Source organism: Roseateles sp. So40a (genome assembly GCF_048081605.1).
Lineage (GTDB): Bacteria > Pseudomonadota > Gammaproteobacteria > Burkholderiales > Burkholderiaceae_C > Roseateles.
This window is the reverse complement of the sequence record NZ_CP182288.1, coordinates 3,166,566-3,180,838: the sequence shown is the minus strand read 5'-3', so window position 1 is coordinate 3,180,838 and position 14,273 is coordinate 3,166,566. Positions and strand designations below refer to the sequence as shown.

The following is a 14,273-nucleotide window of genomic DNA, read 5'->3' as shown; positions in this document are numbered from 1 at the left end:
CGCGTCGGACGGTTTCAGTTTCGAAGACGAGGAGCTCACATGACTTCCATCAAGGACACCTTGAGCCTGGCCGAGCACGGCCCGGTGATTCCGGTGATCGTGATTGATCGCGTCGAGGACGCGGTACCGCTGGCGCGCGCGCTGGTCGCGGGCGGCGTGAAGGTGCTGGAGGTGACGCTGCGCACGCCGGCAGCGCTGGCGGCGATCGCGGCGATCGCCAAGGAGGTGCCCGAGGCGCTGGTCGGCGCGGGCACGCTGCGCACCTCGGCGGACGCCATCGCGGCGAAGGAGGCCGGTGCCTGCTTCGCGGTCAGCCCGGGCTTCACGCAGGACGTGGCGAGCGCCTGCGAGGCGCATTTCCTGCCGCTGCTGCCGGGCGTGTCGACGGCCAGCGAGGTGATGATGGCCAGCGACGCGGGCTACAAGTTCCTGAAGTTGTTCCCGGCCACGGCGGTGGGCGGCGTGAACCTGCTGAAGGCGCTGGCCGGCCCGTTCCCCGATGTGGTGTTCTGCCCCACCGGCGGCATCACGGTGCAGACGGCGCCGGACTTCCTGGCGCTCTCCAACGTGAAGGTCTGCGGCGGCTCGTGGCTGACCCCGGCCGACGCGGTGAAGGCGGGCGACTGGGCCCGCATCACGCAGCTGGCGAAGGAAGCGAGCGCGCTGCGGACCTGATCACCGCTTCGGCGGATCGAACACGAGGCAGGTCGTGCTCGCATGCGCATACAGCTTCCCGTCGTGGCCGACCAGGTCGGCCTCGGCGGTGGCCATCTGCCGGCCGACGTGCCGCGTGCGGCCGATCGCGCGCACCAGTGGCACCTTGTCGTTGAGCGCGCGCACGAGGTTGACCTTCAACTCCAGCGTCGTGTAGCCGCGGCCCGGATCCAGCGTCGTGTGCACCGAGCACCCCAACGCGGAATCCAGCAGCGTCGCGTACCAGCCGCCGTGCACGGTGCCCAGCGGGTTGTAGTGCCGGAACTTGGGCGTGCCCTGGAAGATCGCCTCGCCCTTGCGCACGCTGATCAGCGTGAAATCCAGCGTCTGCGCGATGGGCGGCGGCGGGAGCTTGCCGTCCATCATCGCCTGCATCTGTTCCAGGCCGCTCAACCCGGCGATCTCCGCCATCGTGGCCACGCCGTGATCGGGACGGAACCTCGCCCGGACCGCCTTCTCCTCCTCGATCCATTGATGAAGCACGTCCTCGTGCGCCGGATTCGCTGCAGCAGTCATTGTCGTTGTCCTGTCTGGAAGTCCACGATCGGGAGCTCGGCCCCCCGCGCGCGATGTTCCCAGAAGCGACGTATCAATGTCGACCGGCATCAAAAAACCCTGATCCGCGATCTGATGATCGTCGGTCCGCGCTCGCCGATCGTTCAGCGCTCCAGCTGGAAGACGTCCAGTGCCGCCGCGACCTCACCGGCCTGGCCGCGCAGGCGGTCCGACGATCGCGCCAGGTCCTCGACCATCGCGACATTCTGCTGCGTGATCGACTCGAGCTGGCGCACCGCGTCCGAGACCTGCGAGATGTCCTCGAGCTGCGCCTGCGCGCTGCGCTCGATGTCCTCGATGACGCCGCCGAAGCGCTCCACGGCAGACAGCGTGTCGGCCATGCTGCGCCGCGCCTGGCCGGTCTGACGTGTGCCGGCCTCGACCTTCTCGCCGGATGCGGCGATCAGCTGCTTGATCTCTCGCGCCGCCACGGTGCTGCGCTGCGCGAGCGCGCGCACCTCGCCGGCGACGACCGCGAAACCGCGTCCGTGATCGCCCGCGCGCGCGGCCTCGACGGCGGCGTTCAAGGCCAGCAGGTTGGTCTGGAACGCGATGCCCTCGATCAGCTGCGTGATCTCGCCGATGCGCGCCGAGGCCTGCGCGATCGCCGCCATCGTCTCGTTGACCGAGCGGACGTTGTCATCGCTGCGCCGCGCCGCGTCGCCGAGCTCCGAGGCCACGCCCCGCGCGCGCCGGGCCGCGTCGCGATTGCCGCGGACCTCGTCGGTGATCTGGCGCATGCTCCCGGCGGTCTGGGCGAGGTTGGCCGCCTGCGCCTCGGTGCGGCGCGCGAGGTCGTGGTTGCCCTGCGCGATCGCGTCCGACACGGCGCGCATCTGGCCCAGCTCATGCTGGGTGTCCGAGACCAGCGCCCGCAGGTTGACGCGCAGCTGCGTGAGCGCGCGCTGGAGCGGTCCTTGCGGCGTGCGCCGTGGCTGGCTGTCGTGCCGGCCCGAGGCGGTGGCGAGCGGCACGGCCAGTTCGCCCGCGGCCAGCCGCTCGGCCACACGCAACGCATCGCGGCGCTCGGCGCGCGCGGCACCCGGAAGCAAGGCACGGAGCACGCCGCTCGCGGCGCGGCGCCACAGCGATGCGCGGACCCGGCCGTGGCTCAAGGCGATGGCGGGACCGCCATGGGCTATCGCCGCCGTCATGCGCGCGTACAGCGCCTCGGCGTCACGGATCTGCTCGCGCGTGGGTTGGGTGCGCACCGACAGGTAGCCCGCGGGCTCGCCGCCGCGCAGCAAGGGCGTCACGTTCGCCAGCACCCAGTAATGGTCGCCGTCCTTGCGGCGGTTCTTGACCATGCCCGACCACGGCCGTCCCGCCTGGATGGTCGCCCAGAGATCGCGGAAGGCCTCGGGCGGCATGTCGGGATGCCGGATCACGTTGTGGGCCTTGCCGATCAACTCCTCGCGGCGGAAGCCGCTCACCGCCACGAACACGTCGTTGCAATGCTGGATGCGGCCCTGCAGGTCGGTGGTGGACACCAGCGCGCGGCCCTCGGGAAACGGGAACTCCCGTTGCGTGACCGGCAGATTGGTTCTCATCGATGCTTCCCCTGTACGGTAGGTCTTGACGTGGATCAAGACGTAGCATCAATGAGTCAGTTCGAGCACTCTTTGCGCAAGATCAAGTGATTGCGCTCCAGGTGAGGGTGTGCTGATGGCGCGTGAACGAAGTCGCGCGGATCGAGGGCCCCCGCGCGAGGGCCGCCCGATGGGTGGAACAAGGGGGAGGGTCAATCGAGGGTGACGATGACCGGGGCGTGATCGCTGGGCTTGGGCAGCTTGCGCATGGCGCGGTCGATCGTGCAGGCGGTGACGCGGGACTTCAGCGCCGCGCTGACGAGGATGTGATCGATGCGCAGGCCCTTGTTCTTCTGGAAGCCCAGCATCCGGTAATCCCACCAGCTGTAGCTTTTGGGCGGCTGCTCGAACATCCGGTAGGCGTCGGTCAGGCCCAGGTCGAGCAGCGCCTGGAAGTGGGCGCGTTCCTGCGGCGAGGTGTGGGTCTGGCCGACGAACGCGGCCGGGTCGTAGCAGTCGCGGTCCTCAGGGGCGATGTTGAAGTCGCCCATCAGCACGAGCTTCTCGTGCCGGCTCAGTTCGTCAGCGAGGTAGGCGCGCAGGCCGTCCAGCCAGGCCATCTTGTAGACGAACTTGTCGCTGTCCAGCGCCTGGCCATTGGGGAAGTAGGCGCCGATGACGCGCACGTCGCCCACGGTGCCGGCGATCAGGCGGGCCTGCTCGTCGGCGTAGCCGGTGATGTTCTTGACGACGTCCAGCGCGGGGGTGCGGCTGAGCAGGGCCACGCCGTTGTAGGTCTTCTGTCCGAACCACTGGACCTGATAACCGGCCTCGCCGATCTCCAGGGTGGGGAACTTGTCGTCGGTGAGCTTGGTCTCCTGCAGCACGAGCGCGTCGACGGGATTGGCCTTGAGCCAGTCAAGCAGCTGCGGCAGGCGCACGGCCAGGGAGTTGACGTTCCAGGTGGCGAATTTCATGACTCTTCTCTTGCTGAGGTTCAACGCGGCCGCAAGTATCCCGCGTCGGCTCCCTGGGGTGGTTGGGCGGGGGAGAGCGCCGGGTCAGGGGCGCGCGCCAGCCCGGACCGAGGGGACGACGGGGAGCGTTGCGCCATACGCAATAAAAGTTCAGAACATTGCACTGGACGCAGCGGTGGCGTCGATCGACCATGTCGTCTTTGCACTACGAACGGCTTCCATGCAGTCCAACCGCTCCTCCCTCCGACCCGGCCGGCTCCTCACGGCGCTGCTCGCCACGACGCTCTTCAGCGCTCCGGCCTGGTGTGCCGACAAGCTGGTCGCCGTCTCCTCCGGCGGGTTCGCCGAGGCCTTCAAGACGCTGGCCTCGCAGTACAGCAGCCAGTTCCCGGCGCAGCAGGTCGATCAACAGTTCGGACCGTCCATGGGTCGCACGGCACAGGCCATCCCGGCCCGCCTCGCCCGGGGGGAGCCGCTGGATGTGCTCGTCATGGTCGAGTCCGCGCTGGACCAGCTGATCGCCCAAGGGCTGGTCGACGGCAGCACCAAGGTGGTCCTGGCCCGTTCGTTCATCGCCTGCGCGGTGCCGGCCGGCGAGCCTCACCCGGACCTGGGCACGACCGCCAAGGTGAAGCAGGCCTTCCTGGACGCGCCGTCCATCGCCTGGTCGGACAGCGCCAGCGGCGAGTACATCCAACACACCCTGCTCGCGCGCCTGGGCATCGAGCGCGAGGTCAAGGCCAAGGGCCGTCAGATCCCGGCGACCCCGGTGGGAGAGATCGTGGCGAGCCGCCAGGCGGCCTTCGGCTGCCAGCAACGCAGCGAGTTGCAGCCGGTGAAGGGCATCGACATCGTCGGCGAGCTGCCGCCGGAGATCCAGAAGGTCACGCCGTACGCGGCCGCCGTGGTCACCGGCTCCAAGCGGCGGATGCAGGCCGAGGCCTTCATCAAGTACCTGTCCTCGGCGCAGAGCGCCGGTGCCATCGAGGGCAGCGGCCTCCATCCGGTCGCTCGGTAAGACTTTCCAGCCGCCCGCCCGCCCCTCGCGGTGGCGAGGAGGCGGACGGCGGCGGACTGGCGGGCTAGCGGGCCTTGACCAGGCCTCGATATAGCAGGACCGTCGCCGCCAGGCCGCAGGCCGCGGCGCCGCTCAGCCAGATGCCGGGCGCGGCCTTGTCGCCGGTCGTCTCGATGAGCCAGGTCGACACCAGCGGCGTGAAACCCCCGAACAGCGCGGTGGCCAGGCTGTAGGCCAGCGAGAAGCCGGTGGTCCGCACCTCGGGCGGCATGATCTCGGTGAGCGCCACGATCGTGGCTGCGTTGTAGCTGGCGTAGAGGAACGACAGCCATAGCTCCACGGCCAGCATGCGCTCGAAGGTCGGCGCGTGCACCAGCCACGACAGCGACGGATAGGCCGTGAACAGGGCCAGCAGGCTGAAGGTCACCAGCAGTGGCCAGCGTCCGATCCGGTCGGACACCGCGCCCATCACGGGCAGCCAGATGAAATTCGAGAGACCGACGCAGAAGGTCACCAGCAGGGCGCTCGTGGCCGACAGGTGCAGGACCGACTTGCCGAAGGTGGGCGTGTACACGGTGATCAGGTAGAACGAGACCGTGGTCATGATCACCAGCATCATCCCGGCGCCGACCAGGGCCCAGTTCCGACCCATCGATGACACGATCTCGCGCAGCGAAGGGTGGTGCTTGCGCGCGAGGAAGGCCTCGGTCTCCGCCAGCGAGCGGCGGATGTGGAAGACGAAAGGCAGGATGAGCGAGCCGATGAAGAAGGGGATGCGCCAGGCCCAGTCGCTGATCTGCGCCGCGCTGAACCATTGGCCGATGCCGTATCCCAGCGCCGCGGCCACCATGATGGCGGCCTGCTGACTCGCCGATTGCCAGCTGACGTAGAAGCCCTTGCGTCCGGGTGTGGCCATCTCCGAGAGGTAGACCGAGACCCCGCCCAGTTCCACCCCCGCCGAGAAGCCCTGCAGCAGGCGGCCGATCAGCACCAGGACCGGCGCGGCCACGCCGATGGCGGCGTGCGACGGGGTGAAAGCGATCAGCACCGTGCCCGCGGCCATGATGGCCAGGGTGAGCACGAGTCCCCGGCGGCGGCCGATCCTGTCGATGTACGCGCCCAGGATGATGGCGCCCAGCGGGCGCATCAGGAAGCCCGCTCCGAAGGTCACGAAGGTCAGCATCAGCGAGATGTACTCGCTGTCGCTCGGGAAGAAGGTCTGGGCGATGTAGGTGGCATAGAAGCCGTAGAGGAAGAAGTCGAACATCTCCAGGAAGTTGCCGCTGGTGACGCGGAGCACCGCACCGAGAGCGGCCCGCCGTGGCAGGCGGGGCGGGGTGGAGGGCGCGGACGCGGGCACCCGACCGGGGACGGCGCTGTAAGAGCTCATGGCATACCTTTGTTGTGGAAGTCTCCTTGCCGGCCATCATCCTTTTCGGTCACCATTGAAGGAAGTGCAAATAACTGAATGATTGATGCGCCATGAGGATCAATTTCGATCTGGGCGAACTGGAAGCCTTCGTGGCGGTGGCGGAGCGCATGAGTTTTCGCGCCGCGTCGGAGGCGCTCTTCATCTCGGCCTCGGCGCTCAGCCGCCGCATCGACCGCATCGAGGCGGCGCTGGGCATCCGGCTGTTCGACCGCACGACGCGGCGCGTGGGTCTGACCGAGGAGGGCGAGCAATTCCTGGCGCATGCGCGGGAGGCCCTGGCGTCGCTTCAGCAAGCGATCTCCGGCGTGGGCGAACGCGCCGTGCAGCGGGCGGGGCTGGTGACCATCGCCTGCATCCCGTCCGTGGCCAATCATCTGCTGCCGCCCGTGCTCGCCGAATTCGCCAGGACCTATCCCGACACGCGCATCAAGCTGCTCGACCAGAGCGCGCCGCTGGTGCTCAAGGCTGTGGTGGAGCGGCAGGCCGACTTCGGCCTCAACTTCCTCGGCGCGCAGGAGCCTTCCATCGACTTCACGGCCATCGTGAACGAGCGCTATGTCCTCGCGGTGCCGGCCCGGCATCCGCTGGCCACGAAGCGAGGCGTCGGATGGGATGAACTGGTGAACGAGCGTTTCATCACGCTGGCCGCCGACAGCGGCAACCGCATGTTGCTGGACAACGCCGCGGCGCAGGCCAAGGCGCGACCCGCGACCCATGTGGAGGTCAATCACGTGGAAGGCGCGCTGGCGCTGGTGCGGGCGGGACTTGGCGTGAGCGCCATTCCTCGGCTGGCGCTCTCCGGGGTGCCGCCCAGGGAACTGGTCGGTGTTCCGCTGCTGCGGCCGTCGGTCAGCCGGACGCTGGGTCTGATCTCACGCAAGGGGCATCGTCCGTCGCCCCGCGTCGCAGCGCTCGCGGAGATGCTGGTACGCGGCCTGCGCGCGCCTTGAAGGGCTGCCGGGACCAGCTATCCCCCCATCGCCAACCGATACCACTCGTGGAAGTGGCGCATCCCATCCTCCATCGGCGATTGATAGGGACCGGCGTCGGTGGTGCCGCGGCGGCACAGCGCGCGGCGTCCGGCGTCCATGCGCTCGGCGATCTCGTCGTCCTCGACCACCGTCTCGTTGTACGCCGCCTGATGCGCCTCGACGAACTCGCGCTCGAACGCGACGATGTCCTCGGGGTAGTAGAACTCCGTGACGTTGAGCGTCTCCTGCGGGCCGCGCGGATGCAGCGTCGAGCGCACCAGCGCGTGCGGGTAGAGCTCGATCATGTGCGTCGGGTAGTAGGTCACCCAGATCGCGCCGAAACTCGGCGGCACGCCGCCGCGATACGCCAGCAGCTTCTCGTGCCAGGCCCGGTAGATCGGCGATCCCGGCGAGTCCAGCTCGCGATGCACCCCGACGCGCTGCACGCTGAACGGCTCGGCGAATTCCCAGTCCAGGTCGTCGCAGGTCACGAAGCTGCCCAGCCCCGGATGGAACGGACCGACGTGGTAATCCTCCAGGTAGACCTCGATGAAGGTCTTCCAGTTGTAGCGGCAGGTGTGCGTCTCGATGCGGTCCAGCACGTAGTCGGAGAAGTCGAACTCCGGCCGCTTGAACAGACCCGCCAGATCGCGCGCGGGATCGCGGGGGCCTTCGAAGAACGCACCATCGAACTCCTTGAGCGCATACCGCGGCAGATGCGCGCAGGGCTGCGGCGAGAAATGCGGCGCGCCGATCAGCTCACCGGTGTCGTTGTAAGTCCAGCGATGCAGCGGACACACGATGTGGCCGCCCGACTGCGCCGACAGCTTGCCCGTCGAGGTTCCGCTCGTCACCGCGCCCGGCTCGCCGCCGAGGATCAGCGCCTGACGATGGCGGCACACGTTGGACAGCAGCTTCACGCCCTCGCGTCCATGCACCAGCACGCGCGCGTTGTCCTCGTGCGCGAGCGTGCGCCAGTCGCCGGGCTCCGGCACCCACTGGCGATGGCCGACGTAGCGCGGCGCCTGGCGCTCGAACATGGCCATCTCGCGCTGGAAGAGCGCTTCATCGAAATAGGCCTGCACCGGCAGCTGCGGCTGGGTGGACAGCAGATGGGCGCGTCGGACGATGTCGTTCATGCGGAGTTCCGAAGATCTTGGGCGCCGAGCCGCCGCAGCCGTTCGGCGCGCGGCAGACGCGGGCAGGTGTTGCACAGTTCACCGCCGGCGCGGCGGTCATCCAGACAGCACACGCCGCGGTCCAGCGCCAGGCGCGAGTCGCCCGCCGCCGTGTGGAAGGCCAGGTAGTCGCTGTCGCCGGTCGCATCGAGCAGGGCCAGCCAGTCGGCACCGAGGTCGCGCACCTGTTCGTCCGCGAGCCGCGTGATGGGCTGTGCGCGCAGCAGCGCCGACAGCACGCAGTCCGCCAGCAGCCGCCGCGCTGCCTTGGGATGCAGCGGCAGCTGTGCCTGCACGGCAGTCAGCAGCGCCGACGACATCGCAAGCACTTGCGCCGCCGCGCGCCTGCGTTCCTCGTGACGCGTGCCTGCAAGCCCCTCGCCCGCGAAGCGGGAGAGGGGTTGGGGTGAGGGCTGGTGGAGCACTCGCGGTCCGATGCCGTTGAGGCCGCGAGCTGTCACGATGAAGCCGCTCACATCCGCCTCGTCGACATCGACTTCCCATCGCAGCCCGTCCAGCGACAGCACACGGCCCGCGAGTTCAACCGCGAAGACGCTGGCGTAGGTCGGTTGCCAGACGAGCCGTGCCCACGCGCGCAGCGCCCAGAACGCGCGACCAGCGGCGGGCTCGCTCGCCCGCATTGCCGCCACGAGCTCTTCGGCGGCGAGGCCCGCGGGCAGCCCCCGCTCGGCGCGTCCCGAGCCATCGACTCCGCACCGCCCCTGCAGCGACGGCACGATCGCGCGTGCCTGCGCGAAGAACGCGTCGAGTGTCAGGATGCGACCTCGATCGCCGTTGATCGCGGCTGGGCCGCCGCGGCGGCTGCGTTCGGCCCGAACGGCGCCAGCGGGTTGTCCAGCGTGCCGATGATCTTGAGGTTGGCTGCCGGGTCGGACAGATTGATCATCTGCGTGTTGTTGCCCATCTGCAGCCGGTTCAGGCAGGACTGCCGGAAGGTCGGCGCGAAGAGGTCGTAGCGCGCGAACTTCTCGCGCAGCTGCGGATGCTCGTCCTGGTAATGACGGATGTTGTCCGCCACCGCGCGCCAGAAGTCCTGCTCGCCGCATACGCCGTGCTCGACGAGGATCTCATTCATGTAGCGGAAGAAGCCGTCGAAGATGTCGATGAACACGGCCAGCGTCTTGAGGTCCTCCGGGAAGTCCATCACCAGGCGCCGGATGTTCTCCGGCAGCTGCGCCTCGGTGTTGAAGATCGCGGCCTCCTCGGCGATGTCCTTCATCAGCACGCGCACCGGCACGTGGCCCTGCAGCACGAGGATGAGGTTCTCGCCGTGCGGCATGAACACGAGGTCGTGCGTGTAGAAGCAGTGGATCAGCGGCGTCAGGTAGGCCTGCAGGTAGCGCTGGAGCCAGACCTTGGCGCCCAGTCCCGAGGCCTCGATCAGCGCTGGCAGCAGCGCTTCGCCGTCGCGGTCGACGTGCAGCAGCGCGGCCATCGTCATGAGCCGCTCGCCGTCCTTGAGCAGCGGCAGCGGGTTCTCGCGCCACAGCGCCGAGAACATCTTCTTGTAGGGCGTGTCCGTCTCGATGGCCGCTTCGTAGTAATGGTTGCGGAAGCCCATCGAGGCGACCTCGCGCAGCATCGTGAAGCCGTTGGCGCGCAGTTCGTCGTCGCGGTCGAGCAGCTCCTTGATCCACTGGTTGATCGCCGGCGTGCCCGACATGTAGTACGGCGACAGCCCGCGCATGAAGCCCATGTTCAGGATTGACAGCGAGGTCTTCACGTAGCGCTTGTGCCGCGCGCTGACGTTGAACATCGTACGGATCGATTGCTGCGCGAGGTACTGGTCTTCGCTGAGGCCGAGGAACACGATGCGCCGCTGGGCGACGTAGGGCGCGAAGGCGACCGAGAGCTTGTTGGCCCATTGCCAGGGATGCGCGGGCACGACGAGGTAGTCCGCCGGCGTCAGCCCCTGCGCGCGCAACTGACGGTCGTAGCCGGCGAGCGTCTCGTCGCCGAGCTCCTCGCGCAGCAGCTGCTCGTAGCTGAGGTCGGGCACGCAGTGGAAGGCCGCCTGGTCACGATGCACGGCGAGCCACACGATCTGGAAGGGCGAGGCCGCCTCGGGTGCGTAGGCGCGGTAGTCAGCGCCATCGAAACCGAGCCGGCCGTTGTTGGCGACGAAGGCCGGATGGCCCTCGGTCATCGAGGTCTCGATCACCTGGAAGTCGGTCTCGTCGATCAGCGCGCGGCTGCCGTGCGTCGTGTTGATCCGCTTGTACGCGCTGCTGTAGAGCGTGCTGCAGATTTCGTCGAGGTAGATCGGCAGCTGCTCGGGCTTGAGGCCCAAGGCCTGCTTGAAGTCCGTCATGAAGCGCAGCGCGTCGACATCGCGGCTGATGCCGCCGGCCTCGCAGGCGATGGAGTCGGCGGCGATGGCCCAATGGCTCAGCGCCAGGATCCGCGCCTCGAAGCGGTAGACCGTGTGGCCGTCGGGCGTGGCCAGCGCGTAGCTCTGATGCAGCGGACGCTGCGCGGCGCGCGCGGGATCGAGGCGAGGCTCGACGATGCGCTCGTGCGCGTACTCGGACAGCGCCTTGCGCACGAGCAGCCGGTTGACCTGGCGCCAGACCTCGGGGTTCAGATGGTCGACGACGGTGGCAGAGACGGAAGCAGAAGCGGACACAGAAATGGAAGTCGAGGTCATGCGGGGATCTCCTGGAGGTGTTGCAGGGCGGTGCGGTAGTCCGCGCGGGTGCACAGCGCGAGGCTCGCCACCTTCTCGCGCAGCTGCACGTTGCCGCGGTAGACGAAGCCGAAGGTCTTGTTGAGCGTGTGGATGCGCTCGTTGTGCTGGTCGGGCTCGACGACGACGCGCGTCGCGCCCAGGCCGTCGAACATCAGGTCCATCACGGCCTGGAAGACGCGGCGCGAGAAGCCATGCACGACGCGGCGCGGCGGCGCCACGCAGATGTGCATGCCGAGGTCGCCGGGCTGCACCGCGTAATGATCGGCGAGCTGGTCGAAGCGCGGGTCGTAGGACTCGGCGAGCACGACCGGCTCGCCATCGATCTCGCCGATGTGCACGTCGCGGAAACCGCTCTCGAGCAGCGCGACGTAGAGCTCGCGCACGTCCGCCACGGTGGCGCCTTGCAGGCACCAGAAGGCCGCTTGCGGCTGCTGGAACCAGCCGTGGATCATGGGGATGTCCTCCGGGATGCGCAGGCGCCGGAACGCCACGCCGCCGGGCGAGGTGTAGGCCGTGGCCGCCACGGCGGCGGATTCAGGCAACGGATGCATGGGTGGACTCCTGCGGGTCGGATGGGATCGGGGTCGACAGCTTGTCGGCGTCGGAGTGGACGTCGGCGCGGGCGCGGGGGAAGCTCCAGAGCCACAGCGCGGCCGCGAGCAGGAAGGCCGCGCCGGCCACCAGGAACGGCGCCCGCAGCCCCAGCGTCGCGACCAGCGAGCCGGCCGTGAACGACGCGAGCAGCACGCCGCAGTTCTGGAAGATGTTGATGACGCCGTAATCGCGGCCGAAGTCATCGGGCGTGCTGAGCTGGTAGAGCTGCACGTCGAAGTTGATGACCAGCTGGTACAGCGCCCAGCCCAGCAGCACGCGGCCGATCAGCATCGTCGCCATGTCGGGCACGGCCTGCAGCAGCAGCCCCAGTCCGCCGAGCACGAGGTTGGCGAGCGTGCGGCGCGTCGGATGCGTCTCGGGCAGCGTCAGCCAGCGATGGATGAGCAGCGCGCACACGGCCACGATCTTGGGCACCGCGAAGGCCGCGCCCGCCACGATCTCGCCGCCCCACGGGCTGACGCCGGACCAGTAGACCGAGAAGAACGGACGCGCCAGCGCCGCGCCGAAGTCGAAGAGCAGCATCACCACGGCCAGCTTCAGGATGGGCGCATGGCCCGCGAGGCTGAATCGCCGCGGCGCGGTGCGGGCCTCGTCGTCCTGGGCCAGCACCGGCACCATGCGCCGGCTGCGGATCAGCCAGGTGCAGATCAGCATCTGCACCACATCCGCGAGCGCCATCAGCAGCACGCATTCGCGCACCCCCCACTGCTCGATCACCGCGCCGCCGGCGACCGCGCCGAGCACCACGCCCAGGTGCGCCGTCACCGACAGCAGCCCGATCGTGGCGCCGCGCGTGTCGTCGGACTCGGTGCGCATCAGGTAGGGGAAGTTGAGCAGGTAGCTGCTCTTGAACGCGAACATCGCCATCGACAGCGCCCAGTAGCTGACCAGGCCGGGCGCCCAGTAGCTGGCCAGGCACAGCACGGCCGCGATGCCCTGCGTCACCTGCAGGATGTGCAGCGTCTCGAAGCGCCGCGCCACGCGCACCCACAGCGGGAACACGCACATCACCGTGATGGAGATGAAGGCCACGTAGGCGCCGACATGCCACGGGCTCGCGTGTCCGTAGCGCTCCGCGAAGAACTGCGGATAGAACGGGATCAGCAGCGCGTCGCTGATGACGGCGAAGAGCGTCATCAGGATCAGTCCGTGTCTCAGGCGCATGCGATGTCCTGCGTGGCGTGTGAGCCCGACGCGAGCGGCCGGAACAGCGGCGAGCGCGGCACGCCGAAGCTCTGCAGCGCGAAGCCGGTCTCGATGGGGTAATGCTCCACGCCGGTCAGCGCGCGGATCAGGCAGGAGTTGCGATAGCAGGCCAGGCCCAGCTCGGGGTTGCTCAGGCCGTGGCTGTGCAGGCCGCCGTTCTGGACGAAGACCTCACCGCCGGTGACGTCGACCGCGTAGTCGCGCGTGGGCTGGTAGCGGCCCTGGCGGTCGAAGCGCAGCCGATGCTCGATGCCGCCGAGGAAGCGCGGCACGCGTTGCCGATAGCCGGTCGCGAAGATCAGTCCGTCGGTGTGGTGCTCGAAGACCTCGCCGGTGTCGGTGCGATGGAACTCCAGCACGTGCTGATCGGCGGCCGCGTCGAATCGGCAGTGGCGCAGTTCCGACTGCGTCACGAGGTGGGCCTGGAAGGACTGGCGCTGCCGGGCGCGCTCGAGCTGGTGGTAGATGTCGTCCATCAGCCGCGCGTTGATGCCCTTGTAGAGGCTGTCCTGGCGGGCGAGCACCGCGGCCTTGCGGTCCTCGGGCAGACCGTAGAAGTAGTCGGTGTAGTCCGGCGAGAACATCTCCAGCGTCAGCCGGGTCGTCTCCATCTGGAAGAAGTAGGGCGAGCGCGTGATCCAGTTGACCGTGGTGCCGCGCCGCGCGGCTTCCTTGAGCAGGTCATGGCAGACCTCCGCCGCGCTCTGGCCGCTGCCCACGATGGTCACGGAGCGCTTGTCCAGCAGCTGGGCCTTGTGCTCCAGGTAGCGCGAGGTGTGCAGGTAGCCATGCGCGCTGTCCTCGCAGCAGGCCGGCAGGCTGGGCTGCGCGCCGACACCGATCACCAGCTTGCGCGCGAGGAACTCGACCCGCGTGCCGTCCGCGCGGCGCGCGTGGACGCGATAGGGCGCGGTGTCCACGGCGTGCGGCTGATGCGAGATGGCCACGACCTCATGCCCGAATCGCACGTTGGGCAGGCGCTTCGCGGCCCACTGGCAATAGCGGTTGAAGGCCTCGCGCGTGATGAAGTGCGGACCGTTGATGTAGTGCGAGTAGATCTCGCCGCTGTGCTTGCAGTAGTTGAGGTAGCTGTACGCGCTGGTGGGATCGGCGAGGCTGACCAGATCGGCCAGGCAGGGGTTCTGCAGCGTGGTCTCCTCGATCATCATGCCGGGATGCCAGTTGAATTCGGCATGACCGTCGAGGAACAGCGCGCGGCACGGCGAGGCCGCGTCCGCCAGCGGCGCCATCAGGCAGGCGAGGCTGAGGTTGAAGGGACCGAGGCCGATGCCGATGACATCAAGGACCTCGGCGTCGTTGGATCGGGGATCGTTGCCAGGCATCGTGGCCGCCTTCCAGTCGCTGAGA

13 protein-coding genes are annotated in these 14,273 nt (G+C 68.5%); 3 read left to right on the top strand and 10 right to left on the bottom strand.

The window, feature by feature from the left end; all coding sequences use genetic code 11:
• Positions 1-39: 39 nt before the first annotated feature.
• On the top strand, positions 40-675 hold the full coding sequence (locus tag ACNI65_RS14475; protein ID WP_416757501.1) for a bifunctional 4-hydroxy-2-oxoglutarate aldolase/2-dehydro-3-deoxy-phosphogluconate aldolase: 636 nt from the start codon (positions 40-42) through the stop codon (positions 673-675).
• Here the strand turns inward: ACNI65_RS14475 and ACNI65_RS14470 are convergent, their stop codons facing one another.
• The 3 genes from ACNI65_RS14470 to ACNI65_RS14460 all read right to left on the bottom strand — a co-directional run bounded on the left by ACNI65_RS14470 (position 676) and on the right by ACNI65_RS14460 (position 3,775).
• A complete protein-coding gene (locus tag ACNI65_RS14470; protein WP_416757500.1) occupies positions 676-1,230 on the bottom strand; it encodes a PaaI family thioesterase in 555 nt (184 codons plus the stop codon).
• Between the two features lie 143 nt (positions 1,231-1,373).
• Positions 1,374-2,819: a methyl-accepting chemotaxis protein gene (locus tag ACNI65_RS14465; protein WP_416757499.1), complete on the bottom strand. Its 1,446-nt coding sequence runs from the start codon at positions 2,817-2,819 to the stop codon at positions 1,374-1,376.
• 191 nt (positions 2,820-3,010) lie between these two features.
• Positions 3,011-3,775, bottom strand: coding sequence for an exodeoxyribonuclease III (locus tag ACNI65_RS14460; protein WP_416757497.1), 765 nt, complete (start codon positions 3,773-3,775; stop codon positions 3,011-3,013).
• A 220-nt stretch (positions 3,776-3,995) separates the two neighbouring features.
• Here ACNI65_RS14460 and ACNI65_RS14455 point away from each other — a divergent pair, with 220 nt between their 5' ends.
• Positions 3,996-4,793 carry a substrate-binding domain-containing protein gene (locus ACNI65_RS14455; RefSeq protein ID WP_416757496.1) on the top strand — a complete coding sequence of 266 codons (798 nt, stop codon included), beginning with the start codon at positions 3,996-3,998 and terminating at the stop codon, positions 4,791-4,793.
• 64 nt (positions 4,794-4,857) lie between these two features.
• Here ACNI65_RS14455 and ACNI65_RS14450 read toward each other — a convergent pair whose 3' ends face one another.
• Positions 4,858-6,183: an MFS transporter gene (locus tag ACNI65_RS14450; RefSeq protein ID WP_416757494.1), complete on the bottom strand. Its 1,326-nt coding sequence runs from the start codon at positions 6,181-6,183 to the stop codon at positions 4,858-4,860.
• A gap of 92 nt (positions 6,184-6,275) precedes the next feature.
• Between ACNI65_RS14450 and ACNI65_RS14445 the strand changes: the two genes are divergently transcribed.
• On the top strand, positions 6,276-7,175 hold the full coding sequence (locus ACNI65_RS14445; RefSeq protein ID WP_416757492.1) for a LysR family transcriptional regulator: 900 nt from the start codon (positions 6,276-6,278) through the stop codon (positions 7,173-7,175).
• A gap of 17 nt (positions 7,176-7,192) precedes the next feature.
• Here the strand turns inward: ACNI65_RS14445 and ACNI65_RS14440 are convergent, their stop codons facing one another.
• The 6 genes from ACNI65_RS14440 to ACNI65_RS14415 are packed head-to-tail and all read right to left on the bottom strand — an operon-like array spanning position 7,193 to position 14,248.
• Positions 7,193-8,335: an aromatic ring-hydroxylating oxygenase subunit alpha gene (locus ACNI65_RS14440; protein WP_416757491.1), complete on the bottom strand. Its 1,143-nt coding sequence runs from the start codon at positions 8,333-8,335 to the stop codon at positions 7,193-7,195.
• Positions 8,332-9,111, bottom strand: a complete 780-nt coding sequence (locus ACNI65_RS14435; protein WP_416757490.1) for a (2Fe-2S)-binding protein — start codon at positions 9,109-9,111, stop codon at positions 8,332-8,334. The genes ACNI65_RS14440 and ACNI65_RS14435 overlap by 4 nt, the downstream gene beginning before the upstream one ends.
• A gap of 35 nt (positions 9,112-9,146) precedes the next feature.
• On the bottom strand, positions 9,147-11,042 hold the full coding sequence (locus tag ACNI65_RS14430) for an IucA/IucC family protein (protein WP_416757488.1): 1,896 nt from the start codon (positions 11,040-11,042) through the stop codon (positions 9,147-9,149).
• Positions 11,039-11,635, bottom strand: coding sequence for a GNAT family N-acetyltransferase (locus ACNI65_RS14425; protein ID WP_416757487.1), 597 nt, complete (start codon positions 11,633-11,635; stop codon positions 11,039-11,041). The genes ACNI65_RS14430 and ACNI65_RS14425 overlap by 4 nt, the downstream gene beginning before the upstream one ends.
• Positions 11,619-12,863, bottom strand: coding sequence for an MFS transporter (locus ACNI65_RS14420; protein ID WP_416757486.1), 1,245 nt, complete (start codon positions 12,861-12,863; stop codon positions 11,619-11,621). The genes ACNI65_RS14425 and ACNI65_RS14420 overlap by 17 nt, the downstream gene beginning before the upstream one ends.
• Complete coding sequence (locus ACNI65_RS14415; RefSeq protein WP_416757485.1) at positions 12,854-14,248, bottom strand: lysine N(6)-hydroxylase/L-ornithine N(5)-oxygenase family protein; 1,395 nt, start codon at positions 14,246-14,248, stop codon at positions 12,854-12,856. The genes ACNI65_RS14420 and ACNI65_RS14415 overlap by 10 nt, the downstream gene beginning before the upstream one ends.
• Positions 14,249-14,273: the final 25 nt, after the last annotated feature.

Coding starts and splice junctions, on each gene's coding strand:
- ACNI65_RS14475 (WP_416757501.1), top strand. CDS start 40: ATGACTTCCATCAAGGACACCTTGAGCCTGGCCGAGCACGGCCCGGTG.
- ACNI65_RS14470 (WP_416757500.1), bottom strand. CDS start 1,230: ATGACTGCTGCAGCGAATCCGGCGCACGAGGACGTGCTTCATCAATGG.
- ACNI65_RS14465 (WP_416757499.1), bottom strand. CDS start 2,819: ATGAGAACCAATCTGCCGGTCACGCAACGGGAGTTCCCGTTTCCCGAG.
- ACNI65_RS14460 (WP_416757497.1), bottom strand. CDS start 3,775: ATGAAATTCGCCACCTGGAACGTCAACTCCCTGGCCGTGCGCCTGCCG.
- ACNI65_RS14455 (WP_416757496.1), top strand. CDS start 3,996: ATGCAGTCCAACCGCTCCTCCCTCCGACCCGGCCGGCTCCTCACGGCG.
- ACNI65_RS14450 (WP_416757494.1), bottom strand. CDS start 6,183: ATGAGCTCTTACAGCGCCGTCCCCGGTCGGGTGCCCGCGTCCGCGCCC.
- ACNI65_RS14445 (WP_416757492.1), top strand. CDS start 6,276: ATGAGGATCAATTTCGATCTGGGCGAACTGGAAGCCTTCGTGGCGGTG.
- ACNI65_RS14440 (WP_416757491.1), bottom strand. CDS start 8,335: ATGAACGACATCGTCCGACGCGCCCATCTGCTGTCCACCCAGCCGCAG.
- ACNI65_RS14430 (WP_416757488.1), bottom strand. CDS start 11,042: ATGACCTCGACTTCCATTTCTGTGTCCGCTTCTGCTTCCGTCTCTGCC.
- ACNI65_RS14425 (WP_416757487.1), bottom strand. CDS start 11,635: ATGCATCCGTTGCCTGAATCCGCCGCCGTGGCGGCCACGGCCTACACC.
- ACNI65_RS14420 (WP_416757486.1), bottom strand. CDS start 12,863: ATGCGCCTGAGACACGGACTGATCCTGATGACGCTCTTCGCCGTCATC.
- ACNI65_RS14415 (WP_416757485.1), bottom strand. CDS start 14,248: ATGCCTGGCAACGATCCCCGATCCAACGACGCCGAGGTCCTTGATGTC.